Source organism: Exiguobacterium sp. SL-9 (genome assembly GCF_004336985.1).
In the GTDB taxonomy this organism is placed as follows: domain Bacteria; phylum Bacillota; class Bacilli; order Exiguobacteriales; family Exiguobacteriaceae; genus Exiguobacterium.
The window spans coordinates 213,890-230,745 of sequence record NZ_SJUO01000002.1 but is presented as its reverse complement, the minus strand read 5'-3'; the positions used below and the strand labels follow the sequence as shown (position 1 = coordinate 230,745).

The following is a 16,856-nucleotide window of genomic DNA, read 5'->3' as shown; positions in this document are numbered from 1 at the left end:
AGCCGAACGCCAGGGGAAAGTGAATGGCAATTCCGGAGCGCCCACAATCCAAAGAGTGGCCTCATCTCGAGGCAAGTAGGGTGGAACCGCGGGTAATCCCGTCCCTATGTGCATGGCACATAGGGGCGTTTTTTGTCGTTTCAATACTTTTGGAGGTGTCACATATGAAGCACATGACCGTGCAAGAAATTATTTTGACGTTGCAAAACTTTTGGGCGTCGAAAGGCTGCTTGACGATGCAAGCGTATGACGTGGAGAAAGGGGCCGGTACGATGAACCCGATGACGTTCTTACGGAGTCTCGGACCAGAGCCATGGAACGTCTGTTACACAGAGCCGTCACGTCGTCCGGCGGATGGCCGGTACGGTGAAAACCCGAACCGTCTCTATCAGCATCACCAGTTCCAAGTCATCATGAAGCCATCACCGAGCAATATCCAAGAGCTTTACTTAGAAAGTTTAGAGTTGATCGGGATCAACCCGCTCGAACACGACATCCGTTTCGTCGAAGACAACTGGGAAAACCCGACGTTCGGTGCGGCAGGTCTTGGCTGGGAAGTATGGTTGAACGGGATGGAAATCACCCAGTTCACGTATTTCCAACAAGTCGGCGGGATCGAGTGTGACCCGATCGCCGTCGAGATCACGTACGGTCTCGAACGTCTCGCCTCATACATCCAAGAAGTCGAGAGCGTGTTCGACCTCGTCTGGACTGACGGATTCAAGTATGGCGATATCTTCTATCAGCCGGAATTCGAACATTCTAAATATACGTTCGAGCTCTCGGACGTCGACATGCTGTTCACGTTGTTCGATACGTATGAAAAAGAAGCGAAGCGTGCCCTCGACGAAAACCTCGTCTTCCCGGCGTATGACTATATCCTTAAATGTTCGCATACGTTCAACCTTCTCGATGCGAAAGGCGCCATCTCGGTGACGGAACGGACTGGTTTCATTCAACGCGTTCGCAACATGTCCCGTGCGTGTGCTGCCAAATTTATCGAAGAGCGGGAACGTCTCGGTTTCCCACTTTTGAACCAACAGAAAGCAGGTGCCCTTGATGCGTGATCTTTTACTAGAAATCGGACTTGAAGAATTACCAGCGCAATACGTCCTTCGTTCAGAGAAACAATTGGCAGAGCGTGTGACCGCCTTCTTGACGGACGCCCGTGTCCAGTTCGGGACAGTGACCGTCTACTCAACACCGCGCCGTCTCGCCGTTCTTGTCAAAGATGTCGAAGAGAAGCAACAAGACTTGACGGAGACGCTTCGCGGACCGGCGAAAAAAATCGCTCAAGACGCTGAAGGAAACTGGTCGAAAGCAGCCGCCGGCTTTGCCCGTGGCCGCGGCCTCTCGGTCGACGACTTGTACTTCGCGGAAGAAAAAGGTGTCGAGTACGTGTTCGCAGACCGTCATGAATCAGGTCAACCGACGAGTACGTTGCTCCCAGCACTTGAAGATGTCGTCCGCGGGATGACATTCCCGAAAAACATGAAGTGGGGCACGAGCAGCCTGCGTTACATGCGTCCGATTCGCTGGCTCGTCGCGTTGTTCGGTTCAGAGCAAGTCGACTTCGAAATCGAAGGCGTGAAGACGGGGAATGTGACACGTGGTCACCGTTTCTTGAGTAAGGGTGACGTCGTCATCACAGAAGCAACCACCTACGCCGAGACGCTCGAACGCGAATTTGTCGTCGCCTCGTACGAAGACCGGAAAGGGCGCATCGAACATCAAATCGCGGAATTGGCTTCGGAACAAGGCTGGACGGTCCCGCTCGACGCCTCGTTGCTCGAAGAAGTGACGAACCTCGTCGAATGGCCGACAGCACTGTTCGGGGAATTCGAGGCGAGCTATCTCGACCTTCCAGAAGAAGTGTTGATCACGACGATGAAAGAGCATCAGCGTTATTTCCCGGTCTATATCGGTGAAACGCTTAAAAACTATTTCGTGACGGTACGTAACGGGAATGCCGAACACCTTCAAAACGTGGCCAAAGGGAACGAAAAGGTCATCCGGGCCCGCTTGGCAGACGCTGTCTTCTTTTATGAGGAAGATCAAAAGACAAAGATTGACGACCAGCTCGTCCGGCTCGATCGCATCGTGTTCCACGAGAAGTTAGGAACAACCGGGGATAAGGTCCGTCGCGTCGAACAGCTCGCGGGTACGCTTGCGCCATTGTTCAATGCGGATGCAGCCAAAGTGGCGCGTGCCGGTGCCATCCATAAGTTCGACCTCGTCAGTCAAATGGTGTACGAGTTCACAGAACTTCAAGGCGTAATGGGTGAGAAGTATGCGCTCCAACAAGGTGAAGACAAGGAAGTCGCTGCGGCGATCCGTGAGCACTATATGCCGCGCTTTGCTGGTGACGCCTCGCCGGCGACGCCGACGGGTGCGGTGCTCGCACTCGCTGATAAGTTGGATTCGATTGCTGCGTTCTTCGGAATCGGCATGATTCCGAGCGGTTCACAAGACCCGTTTGCGCTTCGTCGTCAAGCCCAAGGAGTCGTCCAAATTCTTGCAGACTGGAAGATTGTGCTCCCGCTCGACAACTTACTGTCACAAGTTGTCGATTCGCAACTTCAGGCAGGACTTTATGATGCCGATAAAGAACAAGTCAAAGCGCAACTGAAAGACTTCTTCATGCTTCGCCTGAAGTATCGTCTTCAAGAGCGACAAGTCCGTTATGACGTCATCGACGCCGTGTTGACGACGGAACTCGCCATCGATCGGCTCGATGCTCGGGCGGATGCGGTTCAAGCGATGCTCACGAATGATGCGAAACTACTCATCGAGCAGTTGACGCGTGTCGTCAATATCGCCAAGAAAGGCGAGGCCGGAGCTGTTGATTCGACTTTGTTCGAAAACACAGAAGAGAAAGAGCTCCATGCCGCCATCGAAACGACGTTGCCGGAGACGGAGCGAGCGGTTGAGTCAGGGGATTACCATCAAGCGATCGCGTCATTACGTGTACTTGAACAACCGATTAGCTCCTATTTTGAAAATACAATGGTCATGAGCGACGTTGAAGCGATTCGCGAGAACCGTCTGCGCGAGATGAAACGACTTGCCACGACAATCGAGAGCGTCGCTGACTTTAGCGCGCTCGTACTCTGACCAAACTTGAGGGGGTTGGCTATGCAGCTGAATGAACGCCAACAGAAAATCGTTGAGATCGTCAGGGTCAACGGACCGATTACGGGTGAGCAGATTGCGCAAGAACTGTCGCTCACTCGTGCCACGCTCCGCCCGGACCTTGCCATCTTGACAATGACTGGAATACTAGAAGCCCGGCCACGTGTCGGCTATACGTTCGTCGGCAAACGAAACTCATCCTTACTTCGGGAAAAACTGGATTCATTGACGGTCGGTGACTTCATGTCATCCGCGAAAGTCGTCAGTGATGAGATGACGGTGTATGATGCCGTCGTGACCTTGTTTTTAGAAGATGTCGGTTCGCTTTTCGTCGTCGGCAAGGATAACGAACTCGTCGGTGTCTTGTCCCGTAAGGATTTACTTCGCGCCGCCATCGGCAATCAAGACCTTGATCAATTGCCGGTCAACGTCATCATGACGCGAATGCCGAACATCACGGTGTGCGAAAAGAGTGAGACGTTGATTCGAGCTGGTATGAAGTTGATCGAGAAACAAATCGATGCTATGCCGGTCGTCGAAGAGAAAGACGGCAAGCTGATTGTACTCGGTCGCATGACGAAGACGAACATGACAAAAGTATTGATCGCACTCGCCAACGATGAGTCGTTCTGAGGAGGAATCTGGTTTGACACTGACACAAAAACAACTCGTATTTGTCGTGAGCGATTCGGTCGGTGAGACGTGTGAGCTCGTCGTCCGGGCTGCGAGCATCCAATTCCACGAAAATGCGATCGATACGCTTAGAATCCCGTTCGTGGAAGATGAGCAGACGATTCACGATGTCGTGACGCAAGCCCGTGCTCAAGGTGCCGTCATCGCCTTTACGTTGGTCAACGAAGAGCATCGGGCCCTCCTCGTCCAGCTTGGACGGGAGCAAGGTGTGAAGACGGTCGATTTACTCGGCGATTTACTCGATGTCCTCGCCGGTCAACTCGGAGAGAGTCCGCGCGAGAAACCGGGACTCATCTATCGTCTGGATGAAGATTATTTCCGAAAAATCGAAGCGATGGAGTTCGCGGTCAAGTATGATGACGGACGTGACCCGCGTGGTTTGAAAAAAGCTGACATCGTCCTCGTCGGTGTATCACGGACGTCGAAGACACCACTCTCTCAATATTTGGCGTTGAAGCGTTACAAAGTCGCCAACGTCCCGCTCGTGCCGGAATCACGCCCACCGGAAGAACTGTTCGATTTGCCGCCTGACAAGTGCGTCGGATTGATTATCTCGCCGGATAAGTTGATTTCGATTCGGATGGAGCGGTTAAAGTCACTCGGATTGAAGCCTGAGGCCGACTACGCTCAACTCGAACGCATCAACCGCGAACTCGAATATGCCCGTGGGATCTACGAACGAATCGGTTGCGAGGTCATCGACGTCACGAACAAGGCTGTCGAAGAGACGGCGGGTATCATTTTACGGATGCTCGAGCAATCAAAAGACGACTGAGTACTCGGATTAGTAATCGCCTTGCGTTAACGGTATAATAGAGTACTGACATTACAGTGAAACGGAACGTGGTGAGCGTTCCGTTTCGTTGCGAGTTTGGATAGGGAGTGGTCGAGTTGCCGCGGATACCGGATGAAGTCATTGCGGAAGTGAAACAAGCCACAGATATCGTTGATTTAATCAGTGAACGAGTTGAATTGAAGAAGCAAGGCCATCGCCTCGTCGGTCTCTGTCCGTTCCACTCGGAGAACAGCCCATCGTTCTCCGTGTCCCCAGAAAAAGGGATGTACCATTGTTTTGGATGCGGAGCCGGCGGGAACGTATTTACGTTCGTCATGGAGACGGAAGGTTTGTCGTTCCCTGAGACGATTGAGCGTCTCGCCACACGGGCGAACATCGCCATCGAGGGTGGTGTGTCTGGCGACGAGGAGTTGTCACGGGACCAAGTCATTCGTAAACAGATGCGCGACGCCCACCGTGTCGTGGCGGACTTGTACCATGAAGTATTGATGAAGACCGAAGCGGGCGAAGTCGGATTGACGTATTTGCAAGCGCGCGGTTTACAGGAGACGACAATCGGTCACTATAAGATCGGTTATGCGCCCGACCATCGTCGGTTTACCGTTGATTCCTTGGAACGAAGAGGGTTCGACCTCGAAGTCATGGTGGAGGCGGGATTGATTTCTAAGTCGAGAGCCGGTGAATATTTTGACCGGTTTGAAGGCAGAGTCGTCTTTCCGATTGCGGATCGAGACGGCACCATCGTCGGATTTAGCGGACGGGCGATTGATGAGCGACAGCCAAAGTACGTCAATACAGCGGATACACCCTTGTTTAATAAGAGCGAGCTCTTGTTCGGTTTTTCACAGGCACGGGCCACGATGCGAAAGCAGAAACGGGTCGTGCTCGTGGAAGGGAACGTCGATGTTCTACAAGTCGCCCAGGCCGGGACGAAGGAAGTCGTCGCCTCGCTAGGGACGGCGTTTTCGACGCAACATGCCCGTGCATTGGCACGCATGGTCGAAGAAGTCATCATCTGTTATGACGGGGATACGGCCGGGCAGGAAGCGACGATGAAAGTCGTCCGCTTGCTCGAAGGCTACCCGCTCGATGTCCAAGTGCTGATGTTACCTGAGAAAACCGACCCGGACGATTATATTCGGACGAACGGGGCGGAACAGTGGCAGAAACTCATCGAATCGGAACGTTTATCCGTCCTTGATTTCATGAACCGGACGCTACGGCGCGGGAAAAACATGAATCGAGAAGGAGAACGGATTCGATTTATTGAATCTATGCTTGTGGAAATCAGTAAAACGGACAATTCGATTCGCCGTGATTTATATGTGAAGAAGCTGGCCGATGAATTTGAAATCCCTGTCGAGACGTTGTTGTCACGGATGCCCTCGACAGGACCGAAAGTAGTCACAGCTCAACGAGTGCCGGAAGCTGAACCGGTTCGGCGGCGTTCTTCGAAGGCCAATGAACCGCGTTACGTCAAGGCCGAAAAACTATTGTTAAGAGCTATGCTGAGCGGTCCGGAGCGGGTGCGGTTCGTCCGGGATCGGCTCGGTTTGGCCTATCAGGACGAAGTGCATCGTATGTTAGCGACGGCGCTCTATGAGATTGTCTCCGAGGACATGACGCAAGAGGAGTTCGAACAAGTCGCCCCACCGTTCATGGAACGTTACTGTGACCAACGTCCGGACTATGCGAATCGGTATGCCGAGATTCGACTCATGTCCGCACCGGACGAACTGACCGAAGAGGTTTTAGATGAGTATATTAAGGTCATAAACAGTTATGAGGAACAGCGTCAAATCGAACGGGCGAAAAGGGAAATCGGACAAGATGCCGAAAGTATAATAGACCAGGCATCCAAGTTACAAGAATTGATTACCCGGAGTCGTCGTCTTCGTGAACGATGAACGTGAAGGAAGTTTGGAAGGAGTTGAACTGCTAGATGGCAGAGAAGAAAAAAGAGGATTTATTTAACGCCATAGACGAACTTGAGAAATTAGGTAAGAAAAAAGGCGTCGTATCCATGCAAGCGATTCAAGACCGCCTCAGCCATTTCGAGGTAGACTCAGACTTTATTGATAACTTTATTGAGGATTTAGAAGGTAAAGATATCCGTGTCACAGAGGATGCGGCCGATGCCGAAGAGACACCAACTAAAAAAGAGGACGAAGAAGTCGATTTGAACGACTTGTCCGTCCCACCAGGTATTAAAATCAACGACCCGGTCCGGATGTACTTGAAAGAGATTGGCCGTGTCGATCTTCTCAGTGCAAAAGACGAGACCGAGCTCGCGAAACGGATTGAGCAAGGGGACGAAGAGGCGAAAAAACGTCTTGCTGAAGCCAACCTCCGTCTCGTCGTCTCGATCGCGAAACGTTATGTCGGCCGTGGTATGCTTTTCCTTGACTTGATTCAGGAAGGAAACATGGGACTGATCAAAGCAGTCGAGAAGTTCGACTACATGAAAGGGTTCAAGTTCTCGACGTACGCCACGTGGTGGATTCGTCAAGCAATCACCCGCGCCATCGCCGACCAAGCCCGGACGATTCGGATTCCGGTCCATATGGTCGAGACCATCAACAAGTTGATTCGTGTCCAACGTCAATTGTTGCAAGACCTCGGGCGCGAACCGTCGCCCGAAGAGATTGCCAAAGAGATGGAACTCACGCCTGAGAAAGTACGTGAAATCTTGAAAATCGCCCAAGAACCGGTGTCGCTTGAGACACCAATCGGGGAAGAGGATGATTCACACCTCGGCGATTTCATCGAAGATCAAGATGCGATGGCACCACAAGATGCTGCCGCTTACGAGCTCCTCAAAGAACAGCTCGAAGACGTACTCGACACACTCACTGATCGTGAAGAGAACGTGCTCCGTCTTCGTTTCGGTCTCGATGACGGACGGACGCGCACACTCGAAGAGGTTGGGAAAGTATTCGGTGTTACCCGTGAACGGATTCGTCAAATCGAGGCGAAAGCGCTTCGGAAACTCCGTCACCCGAGCCGTTCGAAACGCTTGAAAGACTTCCTTGATTGATTGTGTTTTTGAATAAAATGTGAAGTTTTAGAAGAAAGGAAGGAAAATGAGTGATTTTCCTTCCTTCTTTATTATTTTTTGAGTAAAATAGTGATGGGTAGAAATTTGGAATGAACATGAGGGGGAAATACAATGCGTAATCCATTGTTACCGTTTGCAGCGATCGCAATCGTCGCAATCATTGCCATGGTCTCATTATCGTATTTTGGCGTGAACCAAGCGCAACAGGCTGCTGAAGGTCCGGCGGTCACCGAGATGAACCCGGAAGACTTGTACGCGGCGAAAGGCTGCACAGGTTGCCACGGTGGAAATCTTGAAGGCGGCGTTGGTCCTGCATTGACAGGCGTCGGCGAACGTTTATCGGCGGAAGAGATCACAAACATCATCGTCAACGGTAAAGGTTCAATGCCAGCCGGTCTCGCGACTGCCGAAGAAGCAGACGTACTCGCGACTTGGTTGCTCGAACAATAAGGGTGAAACGTACTCCTTCTGGGGTACGTTTTTTATTGTCCTGGCTATAAATATTCGTTACCCTAATAGTGAAGAAGTAGAAAAGGAGTTGTCCCTATGCAAGAACAAGTGACGTTAGACCGCCGACTGAAACAAGTCGTTGATTTCATCCCGAAAGGTAGCGTAGTCGCAGACATCGGATCCGATCACGCTTATGTGCCGTGCTATCTCGTACAACAAGGCATCGTCAATCGGGCCATCGCCGGCGAAGTGAACCGTGGACCGATGGAAGCGGCCAAGGCTCAAGTCGAGCTGATTGGGGCGACCGAAAACATCGATGTCCGTCTTGGTGATGGGCTCGCCGTTCTCGAAGAAGATGAGGCGACGTGCATTTCAATCTGTGGGATGGGCGGAAGTTTGATTCGTTCCATCTTAGAGAGCGGACGTAACAAATTAGGGGCAGTCGAGCGGCTCGTGCTCCAGCCGAACGTGGATGGTCAGCATGTCCGCGAATGGTTGCTCGACGCAGGGTTCGTCCTAGTCGCTGAATCGATTGTCGAGGAGAACGATAAAGTATATGAGATTCTCGTCGGAGAGCGTGGTACGGAAACCTGCTACAGCATGGATGAGCCAGAACGAGTATGGCAGCTCATGTTCGGACCGTATTTGCTCAAGACGCGTCCAGAGGCGTTCAAGTTGAAATGGGGCCGAGAAGCGGACAAGCTCGATTACGTGCTCGGTCAGATGGCCGCCGGTGCCCAAACCGAGGCGCTCATCCGCAAACAGGAGGAGTTCAAGACGTTGCGCGACAAAATGAGAGAGGTGAGCAACTAATGGCGAACGGAAACCATGTCATTCAATTGTTTGAAGAGTTTGCCCCGAAACATCTTGCGGTCGAAGGCGATAAGATCGGTCTTCAGATCGGGACGTTGAACAAACCGGTACATCGGGTCATGGTGACGCTCGACGTGCTCGAATCGGTCGTCGACGAGGCGATCGAGCGGGACGTCGATTTGATCATCGCCCACCACCCTCCCATCTTTAACGCGCTCGCGCAAGTGAACGACCGCAGTGCCGCTGGCCGAATCGTCATGAAATGTATCCGGCATGACATCGCCGTCTATGTCGCCCATACGAACCTTGACGTCTGTCAGGGCGGGGTCAACGATTGGATGAGTCAGGCGCTTGGGTTAGTCGACCCGACAGTGCTCATCCCGACGTATGAAGAGCCGGTGTATAAACTGTCCGTCGTCGTCCCGACGACCCATCGGACCGTCGTCTCGGAAGCACTCGGCCGGGCCGGCGCCGGACGGCTCGGGGATTATGGGGATTGTCAGTTCACCGTCTCAGGAGAAGGGCAATTCACGCCGCTTGCCGGGTCTGACCCATACCTCGGTCAGCACGGTAAGACGGAACGGGTCGAGGAAGTGAAAATCGAGACGATCGTCATGGAGAGCCAAAAGAAACGCGTGCTCAAGGCGATGACGGACGCCCATCCATACGAAGAAGTCGCCTACGATTTGATTCGTGACGACATCGAGGGACGAGTGTTCGGTCTCGGTCGCATCGGCCGTCTCGAGGTGCCACTCACACTCGCGGCGTTCTCAGAACACGTCAAGGCAAGCTTTGCCGTCGAGGCCGTCCGGGTCGTCGGCGATCCGAACCGAATGATTGAGAAGGTGGCCGTCCTCGGCGGGGACGGGAATAAATATGTATCAGCTGCCCACTTCAAGGGCGCCGATGTCTATGTGACGGGCGACTTGTATTTCCATGTGGCCCACGACGCGATGGCGCTCGGACTTTCTGTCATCGACCCAGGTCACCACGTGGAGAGCGTGATGAAGCAAGGCGTCGTCGATGTGATGCGTGAGAAGTGTGACCGGGCGAAGCTTGATGTCGAATTGTTCGTGTCGGAAGCTGACACGAACCCATTCCGTTTCTATTGATTAAACGAAAACCCCCGCCTTCATGAGAGAGGACGGGGGTTCATGTCATTTACGGAGCGCCTTCACTTTCGGCAGAATGCTGCGAAGCTCAAGATATGGCGTCTTATCGTGCGTGCTCAAATCGAGCGGGTCATATTGTGTCAAGAAGTCGATGACTTTCTTTGTGATTGGCGTTGGCGTTGACGCACCGGACGTGACGGCGACCGTTTCAACGTCTTTAAGCCAAGCGAGATCGAGCTCACTCAAGTCACCGATGCGATAGGCGTTCGTCCCGGCAATCTCTTTAGAGACTTGGGCCAAACGGTTCGAGTTGTTTGACTTTGGGTCACCTACAACGATCAATAGTTCACAGTCACCAGCTTGTTCAGCGACAGCTTCTTGCCGAACTTGGGTCGCGTTACAGATTTCATTGTGCACTTCGACGTGAGGATAACGCTCTTGAATCATTTCAATCAAGGCAGAGACGTCCCATTGGCTCATCGTCGTTTGGTTCGTGACGAGAATTTTTGTCTCATACAGATGGGCTGGGAGTGCTTCAAAATCACGCTCATATTGGACGAGATGGACTTTTCCAGGAGAGACACCCATCGCACCTTCCGGTTCTGGGTGACCGTGTTTCCCGATATAAATGACTTCATAACCGTCAGCCGTCTTTTCGCGAATCAAGTCGTGTGTGACCAAAACATCTGGGCACGAGGCGTCGACAATCGTCAAACCTTTCTCGATGGCGCGTTTACGCACGAGCGGTGAGATGCCGTGGGCGGTAAAGACGACCGTTCCACGATCGATTGTCTCGAGAGCTTTCATCCGATCCTCGCCGTCGACTGTCTTGACGCCGAGATCTTCAAACGCTTGCGTGACATGACGGTTATGAACGATCATGCCGAGTATATGGATAGGACGCGGTAAATCTGGGTTGGCCACGGCTTCATTGGCGAGCTTCATGGCATCGACGACGCCGTAGCAATATCCGCGCGGACTAATTTTTTTAACTTTCATTTTGTAAGAAACGCCCCTTTCGCGATGCTTTCATACGTATTAGTCTAACATTGTTTCGAAAATACGAAAAGAATTGCGTGTATTCATGCTATAATTTTAAGGTTAGAAAGGAGGGACACCGTGGATCGCCTCAGAACATTGCTTGAAGTTCGTAAATCGTACTTCTTTCAGATTACTTTCATTATCTTCATTATATTAGGACTTGTCATCTCTTCATTAGCCTTTTCTGCCGACCGCGTGACGGTGTCCCGTGCGGAAGATTTGGCGAAAGAACAATTCGACTACGCGATTGACGGGAGTATTGAAAACCTGGAGACGCGGCTCGGTAAATTATACGAAGACTTGGTCTACCTCGGTGCTTACGTCGGGAATGAGCCATATATCGAAGAGCGGATTCGCAGCGGGTATTTGAACCAGCGGACGAGCTTCACATCGATTTTTTACTATGATTTAGAAGATGATGGATTCACATGGTACTCACAGCGCCAAGTACCAGCAGCGACACTCAAGAGCGATCCAAAATTTAAAGAAGTGCTAACCGGTGGCAGGAGCGACTTGTTTATGAGTCATCCAATCTCGATCTCAGGTGATATCGGGACGTATTTATACGTGCCGGTGCTAGAAGACAACCGGATGATCGGGATGTTCGGCGGCAGTATCAGCGTGCTCAACTCAGATGTATATCGTCGGATGCTCGAATCGGCGAATGATGATATGATTCTTTACTTGTTGAATGAACGGGGCGATGTATTGTCGACATCGTTCAATCTCGTCACGGACGCAGAACGACGCTTGTCAAGGACTATTATCGAAGCGACGGACAACTACGATGTACGTACAGTGTTCAGTACGAAAGACGATGTCCTCATGTATGAACCGGATGCTCGTGTCAACGGATGGAGCGTCCTCGCGAAGCATAGTACCGATTCCGTCTACGAAGCCGTGTATGCGACGCGTTGGCAATATTTGATGATCACGCTCGTCACATTCTTTTTGAGTATACTAGTCGGCCTGCTGTTGTCGAAGACGCTGACTAGCCCGCTACTTGAACTCGTTCATAGCATTAAGCAACAACAGTCGCTTGAACCGATTCAACTCGAACGGACCGGTTCAAAAGAAGTCGAGACGTTGCTCGATACGTACAACGATTACTCGCGCCGTATGGAGACGGTCCGACGCGAACAGCTCAGTCAGCAGCAACTGTTGCTCCAACACGAGAAGCTCGCTTCGCTCGGACAGCTCGCTGCCGGGATTGCCCATGAGATTCGAAATCCGCTCACCCCGGTTCAAATCACGCTGCAGATGGTGAAAGAAGGCCATAGCAGCAGTGACATGCTCGATCTCGCGCTCTCAGAGCTCGACCGGGCCAATCATTTGATCACGACGATGCTCACGCTCGCGAAGCCCGACCAGGCGAAGTTACAAGAAGAGTGGCTCGACATGTCCGAGTTTGCGAAACGCCTCGAATTCCTGCTCGATGCCGAATGTTATAAGCGGGTCACGAACTGGGAATTGAATGTACCGAACGACATGCCGCCGTTTTATTGTTCGAACGACATGCTCGTCCAAATCATTTATAACTTGTTTAAAAACGCGGTCGAGGCCGTCGATGCGAAAGGTGTCGACGGGAGTGTGACCGTCACGATTCAATTTACGGAGCGAGACTATCGCTTCTTGATTGAAGACAATGGGGTTGGAATGACAGACGCCCAAGTCAAGTCGGTCGGATCCGCGTTTTATACAACGAAAGAGAACGGCAATGGCTTAGGGCTCTATATGATTCGGGAATATTTGAAAGCCGTGAACGGCCACATGGAAATTGAAAGTGTTGAAGGAGAAGGTACGGCCATGATGATTAAAATCCCAAGGCGGTCGCATCCATGACGAAAGGGTTCAAACATTACTGGCTTTGGCTGCCAATCGTCTGGGCGCTGTCGATTCTATTGATCACATCCATTCAATTACCGGAACGGACGAGAGATAACAATGAGGTCGGTTTCGTGTTCGTCAGTGAAAAACATGAGCATGCCAATAAACTGTTGGCCGCGTTCGTTCGGACAGCGAATCAAAAAGGATTCATCCCTGTCCCGACGTCGAGTGAGGATTCCCGTGTCCTCGAGAAAGAAAAATTGGATGCGTTGATTGACCGCGGGGTCGAAGCAATTTTCGTGACGACGCTTGATGAATCGTTTATCCGCTCATCACTCGAACGAGCCGAACGGGAAGGGATCCCGATCATCGCCATCGACCGGATGATCGACCATGAGAGCGTCGTGACATCGGTCATGTCCGATAACGTCGAGATCGGTCGGATGGCAGCGAACCATATCGCAGCCCAACACGCCGGCCTCGAACGGCCGATTCGTGTCGTCGAAGTGAGAGGGACCGCCAAAGTTCGCTCGACGATTGACCGGAGTCTCGGGTTGACGGAATATGATAAAGCCCATGACAACCTGCAAGTCGTCGCTTCGATTACCGGTAATTACGATACGTTCCAAGCCGAAATCGAGATGTCACGTTGGCTCGATGCGGAGATTCCGTTCGATGCCGTCTTTTCCCACAATGATGACAATACGTTCGGTGTCGTACGCGCCCTTGAAAGCCATGGTCTTAGCGACAAAACGCTCGTATCGGTCGATGGTGTGACAGGCATTTATCCGCTCATCCATAGTGGGAAAGTGGATGCGACCGTTGTCCAATCACCAAACGAGATGATCGAGGTCGGATTCAAGGCGCTCGAACATCATTTGAACGGCAAGAAAATTGCGTCACACTACTATTCATCGAGCTATTTGTACGAAGGGCTCACAAAAGATTAATTGACAAATGATTAGATTCCGCTATGCTAGGAAAAGTGGAAAGAAACAGGAGGTGTATCGATTGAACAGCTTCCAACAGTTCAAATTGTTACCGTTTATCGTCGATGCCTTGACAGAAAAGCGCATCACAGTACCGACGGACATTCAGGCCCGGATTATTCCGGCTGCGATGAATGGCCGCGATATCATTGGGAAATCACAAACCGGGACGGGGAAGACGCTTGCGTTCCTCTTACCTATTTTAGAAGCGATCGATCCGAAAGAAGAATCGGTCCAAGCCATCGTCGTCGCACCGACGCGCGAACTCGCTTGGCAGATTCACGAAGAGTTGAAAACACTCCTCGTCAAACAGCCGGACTACATTAAAACAAGTCTGATTGTCGGAGGAACTGACCGGGAACGACAAATCGACAAGATGAAAAACCCACCACAACTGATCATCGGGACACCGGGTCGTCTACTCGACTTGATGAAAGTCCAAGCGTTATTCCCGCACAAAGTCACACACTTCGTCGTCGACGAAGCCGACCAAATGCTCGACATGGGTTTCTTGCCTGAAGTCGACCGCATCGCACAGGCATTGCCAGAGAAACTTCAAACAATGGTCTTTTCAGCGACAATCCCTGAGAAGTTACAGCCGTTCTTGAAGAAATATTTGCATGACCCGCGCTACGCGGAAGCGAGTGAAGAGCACCGTGTCGTACCAAAAATCAAACACCACGTCATCCCAGTCCGTCACCGTGACCGTAAGGCATTGACGGTCGACATCGCAAAAGCGATCAACCCGTTCGTCTGTCTCGTGTTCACGAACACGAAACAAGATGCGGATGAGTTGGAGACGTCGTTCCGCGAGGCTGGACTTAACGTCGGCACGCTTCATGGCGACATGCAGGCCCGTCGTCGGAAGCAAGCGATTAAAGACATCAACGACGCGAAATATCAGTTCGTGATTGCCACCGACTTGGCGGCGCGCGGCATCGATATTAAAGGTGTGTCGCACATCATCAACTTCGGGATTCCGAAAGACCTCGACTTCTATACGCACCGTGTCGGCCGTACGGGCCGCGCTGGGGAGACTGGTGAAGCGTACACGTTGTATGAAGATCACGAGAACGGTCCAATCAATCGACTCGAAGAGCGTGGCTTCACGTTCAAGCATGTCGATTTGAAAAACGGATCGCTTCAAGAGATCAAGACACGCAAACGCCGCACAACCGACCGGAAGATGAAAGTTTCGCAAACGGCGCACAGCCGGATGGCGGGCGAAATCAAGAAGGCGAAGAAAAAAGTCAAACCTGGTTATAAGAAGAAGTTCAAGTATAAATTGAAAGAGACGGCCTCACGTGAGCATATGCAGAGCCAACGTAAGGAACGTCGCGAAGTTCGTAAAAAGAACCGACGCTAAATAAAAGAAGAATCGACTTCGTGGAGTCGATTCTTCTTTTTGTGTACACTAAGGACAGATGAGAATGAAGGAGAAATGACTATGTTAAAAATTGGTTCCCACGTTTCTGTATCCGGTAAGAAGATGTTGCTCGCAGGCAGTGAAGAAGCTGTCTCATACGGCGCCAACACGATGATGGTGTATACGGGTGCGCCTCAAAACACGCGGCGCAAACCGATCGAGGATTTGAACATTGAGGCGGCGCTTGTCCACATGGCAGCGCACGACATCGACGAGATCGTCGTCCATGCCCCGTATATCATCAACTTAGGGAACACGACGAAACCGGAGACGTTCGAACTCGCCGTCTCGTTTTTGGCCGCCGAGATTAAACGGGCCGAGGCGCTGCAAGTCGCACGTCACGTCGTCCTTCATCCCGGCGCGCATGTCGGAGCAGGTGAAGACGTTGGACTCGCTCGCATCATCGAAGGCTTAAATGAAGTGCTCACGGGGGACGAAACCGTCAAAATCGCACTCGAGACGATGGCCGGAAAAGGCAGCGAACTCGGAAAGACGTTCGAAGAACTCGCAACCATTATCGACGGGGTGACACATAATGACAGGTTGTCGGTCTGCTTCGACACGTGTCACGTCCATGACGCAGGCTACGACCTCGTCGGCGATTTGGATGGTGTCATCGAGCAGTTCGACCAAATCGTCGGACTGGACCGTCTCGGTGTCATCCACGTCAACGACTCGAAGAACGTGCGCGGTGCGAAGAAAGACCGTCACGAGAATATCGGCTACGGGGAGATCGGCTTCGACACGTTGAACCGGATCATCCACCATGAGGCGTTCACCCACTTGCCGAAGATTTTAGAGACGCCATATATCCCGATCAGTGAGAAGACAAAAGTCGCACCGTACAAGCAAGAGATCGAGATGTTCCGGGCGAACCGATTCGATGCCGAATGGCGTGAACAGTTCATGCTCGCGCACCAGTGACATGAGCATCATCCGAATCGATCCGAACGACTACGACGTCTGGTCCGCGCTTCCGACATATTATCAAGAAATGAGCCCTTTTTACGTGGAAGGTCGGCACGATGAGGGGACAGCTTGGATAGAAATCACTGGATACGGGATCGTGGCCGAAGTCGAAGTGATGCTCGTTGAGATGACCGAGCGCCCGGCTGACCGTTATTGGCGAACGGAAGCGGGACTAGTGGTGAAGGCGTATAGCCTCGTCGATGTGATCGGCCTTGATTTCCATCATCCGTTGCTTCAATCAGGTATGTATGAGGAAGATACGGACGCCGTCATCCGTACCAAATGGGAGCAAGGTTACCGGGTGCCCTCGCGTAAATGGACGAGAGAAACGTTTGCGACCCATCTCGCCGAAGAGCAAGCGACGAATCGGCTTGCCCCGACGACTGTCTGTATGGATTGTCGAGATGATTTAAGCCGCTACGGTCAAATCGGGGTTCGTCTGATGGAGTATCATCTCGAGGCAGGGAGCGGTACGTGGCTCTGCCCGACGTGTCATAAAGCGAGACATTACAATCTATAGAAAAAAAGAAGCCCGAGGGCTTCTTTTTTT

15 protein-coding genes are annotated in these 16,856 nt (G+C 51.9%); 14 read left to right on the top strand and 1 reads right to left on the bottom strand.

Annotation, left to right across the window (positions count from 1 at the left end; genetic code table 11):
- Positions 1–173 precede the first annotated feature (173 nt).
- The 9 genes from glyQ to EVJ34_RS05650 all read left to right on the top strand — a co-directional run bounded on the left by glyQ (position 174) and on the right by EVJ34_RS05650 (position 10,054).
- Positions 174–1,067: a glycine--tRNA ligase subunit alpha gene (gene glyQ / locus EVJ34_RS05690; RefSeq protein ID WP_370447070.1), complete on the top strand. Its 894-nt coding sequence runs from the start codon at positions 174–176 to the stop codon at positions 1,065–1,067.
- On the top strand, positions 1,060–3,114 hold the full coding sequence (glyS, locus tag EVJ34_RS05685; RefSeq protein WP_131484935.1) for a glycine--tRNA ligase subunit beta: 2,055 nt from the start codon (positions 1,060–1,062) through the stop codon (positions 3,112–3,114). Before glyQ ends, glyS begins: the two co-directional genes overlap by 8 nt.
- Positions 3,115–3,135: 21 nt before the next feature.
- A complete protein-coding gene (gene ccpN / locus EVJ34_RS05680; RefSeq protein ID WP_034778102.1) occupies positions 3,136–3,765 on the top strand; it encodes a transcriptional regulator CcpN in 630 nt (209 codons plus the stop codon).
- The gene (locus EVJ34_RS05675) at positions 3,752–4,600 is read left to right on the top strand and encodes a pyruvate, water dikinase regulatory protein (protein ID WP_131437473.1); all 849 of its coding nucleotides are present in this window, start codon (positions 3,752–3,754) and stop codon (positions 4,598–4,600) included. Before ccpN ends, EVJ34_RS05675 begins: the two co-directional genes overlap by 14 nt.
- A gap of 107 nt (positions 4,601–4,707) precedes the next feature.
- Positions 4,708–6,528, top strand: coding sequence for a DNA primase (gene dnaG, locus EVJ34_RS05670; protein WP_236636652.1), 1,821 nt, complete (start codon positions 4,708–4,710; stop codon positions 6,526–6,528).
- Positions 6,529–6,563: 35 nt separating this feature from the next.
- The gene (gene rpoD / locus EVJ34_RS05665) at positions 6,564–7,658 is read left to right on the top strand and encodes an RNA polymerase sigma factor RpoD (RefSeq protein WP_114166127.1); all 1,095 of its coding nucleotides are present in this window, start codon (positions 6,564–6,566) and stop codon (positions 7,656–7,658) included.
- A gap of 132 nt (positions 7,659–7,790) precedes the next feature.
- Positions 7,791–8,129 (top strand): cytochrome c550, encoded by a 339-nt coding sequence (cccA, locus tag EVJ34_RS05660; protein ID WP_131437476.1) that lies wholly within the window; start codon positions 7,791–7,793, stop codon positions 8,127–8,129.
- A gap of 96 nt (positions 8,130–8,225) precedes the next feature.
- Entirely contained in the window at positions 8,226–8,942 is a 717-nt protein-coding gene (locus EVJ34_RS05655; protein WP_131484933.1) for a tRNA (adenine(22)-N(1))-methyltransferase, read from the top strand.
- Positions 8,942–10,054 (top strand): Nif3-like dinuclear metal center hexameric protein, encoded by a 1,113-nt coding sequence (locus tag EVJ34_RS05650; RefSeq protein WP_131484932.1) that lies wholly within the window; start codon positions 8,942–8,944, stop codon positions 10,052–10,054. Before EVJ34_RS05655 ends, EVJ34_RS05650 begins: the two co-directional genes overlap by 1 nt.
- Before the next feature lie 45 nt (positions 10,055–10,099).
- Here the strand turns inward: EVJ34_RS05650 and EVJ34_RS05645 are convergent, their stop codons facing one another.
- Positions 10,100–11,053 carry a 4-hydroxy-3-methylbut-2-enyl diphosphate reductase gene (locus tag EVJ34_RS05645; protein ID WP_131437481.1) on the bottom strand — a complete coding sequence of 318 codons (954 nt, stop codon included), beginning with the start codon at positions 11,051–11,053 and terminating at the stop codon, positions 10,100–10,102.
- 120 nt (positions 11,054–11,173) lie between these two features.
- Here EVJ34_RS05645 and EVJ34_RS05640 point away from each other — a divergent pair, with 120 nt between their 5' ends.
- From EVJ34_RS05640 to EVJ34_RS05620, 5 genes are all read left to right on the top strand, one after another.
- On the top strand, positions 11,174–12,937 hold the full coding sequence (locus EVJ34_RS05640) for a sensor histidine kinase (RefSeq protein ID WP_131484931.1): 1,764 nt from the start codon (positions 11,174–11,176) through the stop codon (positions 12,935–12,937).
- Complete coding sequence (locus tag EVJ34_RS05635) at positions 12,934–13,872, top strand: sugar ABC transporter substrate-binding protein (protein WP_131484930.1); 939 nt, start codon at positions 12,934–12,936, stop codon at positions 13,870–13,872. The genes EVJ34_RS05640 and EVJ34_RS05635 overlap by 4 nt, the downstream gene beginning before the upstream one ends.
- Before the next feature lie 52 nt (positions 13,873–13,924).
- Positions 13,925–15,277 carry a DEAD/DEAH box helicase gene (locus EVJ34_RS05630; protein WP_330857571.1) on the top strand — a complete coding sequence of 451 codons (1,353 nt, stop codon included), beginning with the start codon at positions 13,925–13,927 and terminating at the stop codon, positions 15,275–15,277.
- Positions 15,278–15,358: 81 nt separating this feature from the next.
- Entirely contained in the window at positions 15,359–16,261 is a 903-nt protein-coding gene (locus EVJ34_RS05625; protein ID WP_131484929.1) for a deoxyribonuclease IV, read from the top strand.
- Complete coding sequence (locus EVJ34_RS05620) at positions 16,233–16,826, top strand: hypothetical protein (protein WP_236636651.1); 594 nt, start codon at positions 16,233–16,235, stop codon at positions 16,824–16,826. Before EVJ34_RS05625 ends, EVJ34_RS05620 begins: the two co-directional genes overlap by 29 nt.
- The last annotated feature ends 30 nt before the right edge of the window (positions 16,827–16,856 follow it).

Coding starts and splice junctions, on each gene's coding strand:
- glyQ (WP_370447070.1), top strand. CDS start 174: ATGACCGTGCAAGAAATTATTTTGACGTTGCAAAACTTTTGGGCGTCG.
- glyS (WP_131484935.1), top strand. CDS start 1,060: ATGCGTGATCTTTTACTAGAAATCGGACTTGAAGAATTACCAGCGCAA.
- ccpN (WP_034778102.1), top strand. CDS start 3,136: ATGCAGCTGAATGAACGCCAACAGAAAATCGTTGAGATCGTCAGGGTC.
- EVJ34_RS05675 (WP_131437473.1), top strand. CDS start 3,752: ATGAGTCGTTCTGAGGAGGAATCTGGTTTGACACTGACACAAAAACAA.
- rpoD (WP_114166127.1), top strand. CDS start 6,564: ATGGCAGAGAAGAAAAAAGAGGATTTATTTAACGCCATAGACGAACTT.
- cccA (WP_131437476.1), top strand. CDS start 7,791: ATGCGTAATCCATTGTTACCGTTTGCAGCGATCGCAATCGTCGCAATC.
- EVJ34_RS05655 (WP_131484933.1), top strand. CDS start 8,226: ATGCAAGAACAAGTGACGTTAGACCGCCGACTGAAACAAGTCGTTGAT.
- EVJ34_RS05650 (WP_131484932.1), top strand. CDS start 8,942: ATGGCGAACGGAAACCATGTCATTCAATTGTTTGAAGAGTTTGCCCCG.
- EVJ34_RS05645 (WP_131437481.1), bottom strand. CDS start 11,053: ATGAAAGTTAAAAAAATTAGTCCGCGCGGATATTGCTACGGCGTCGTC.
- EVJ34_RS05635 (WP_131484930.1), top strand. CDS start 12,934: ATGACGAAAGGGTTCAAACATTACTGGCTTTGGCTGCCAATCGTCTGG.
- EVJ34_RS05625 (WP_131484929.1), top strand. CDS start 15,359: ATGTTAAAAATTGGTTCCCACGTTTCTGTATCCGGTAAGAAGATGTTG.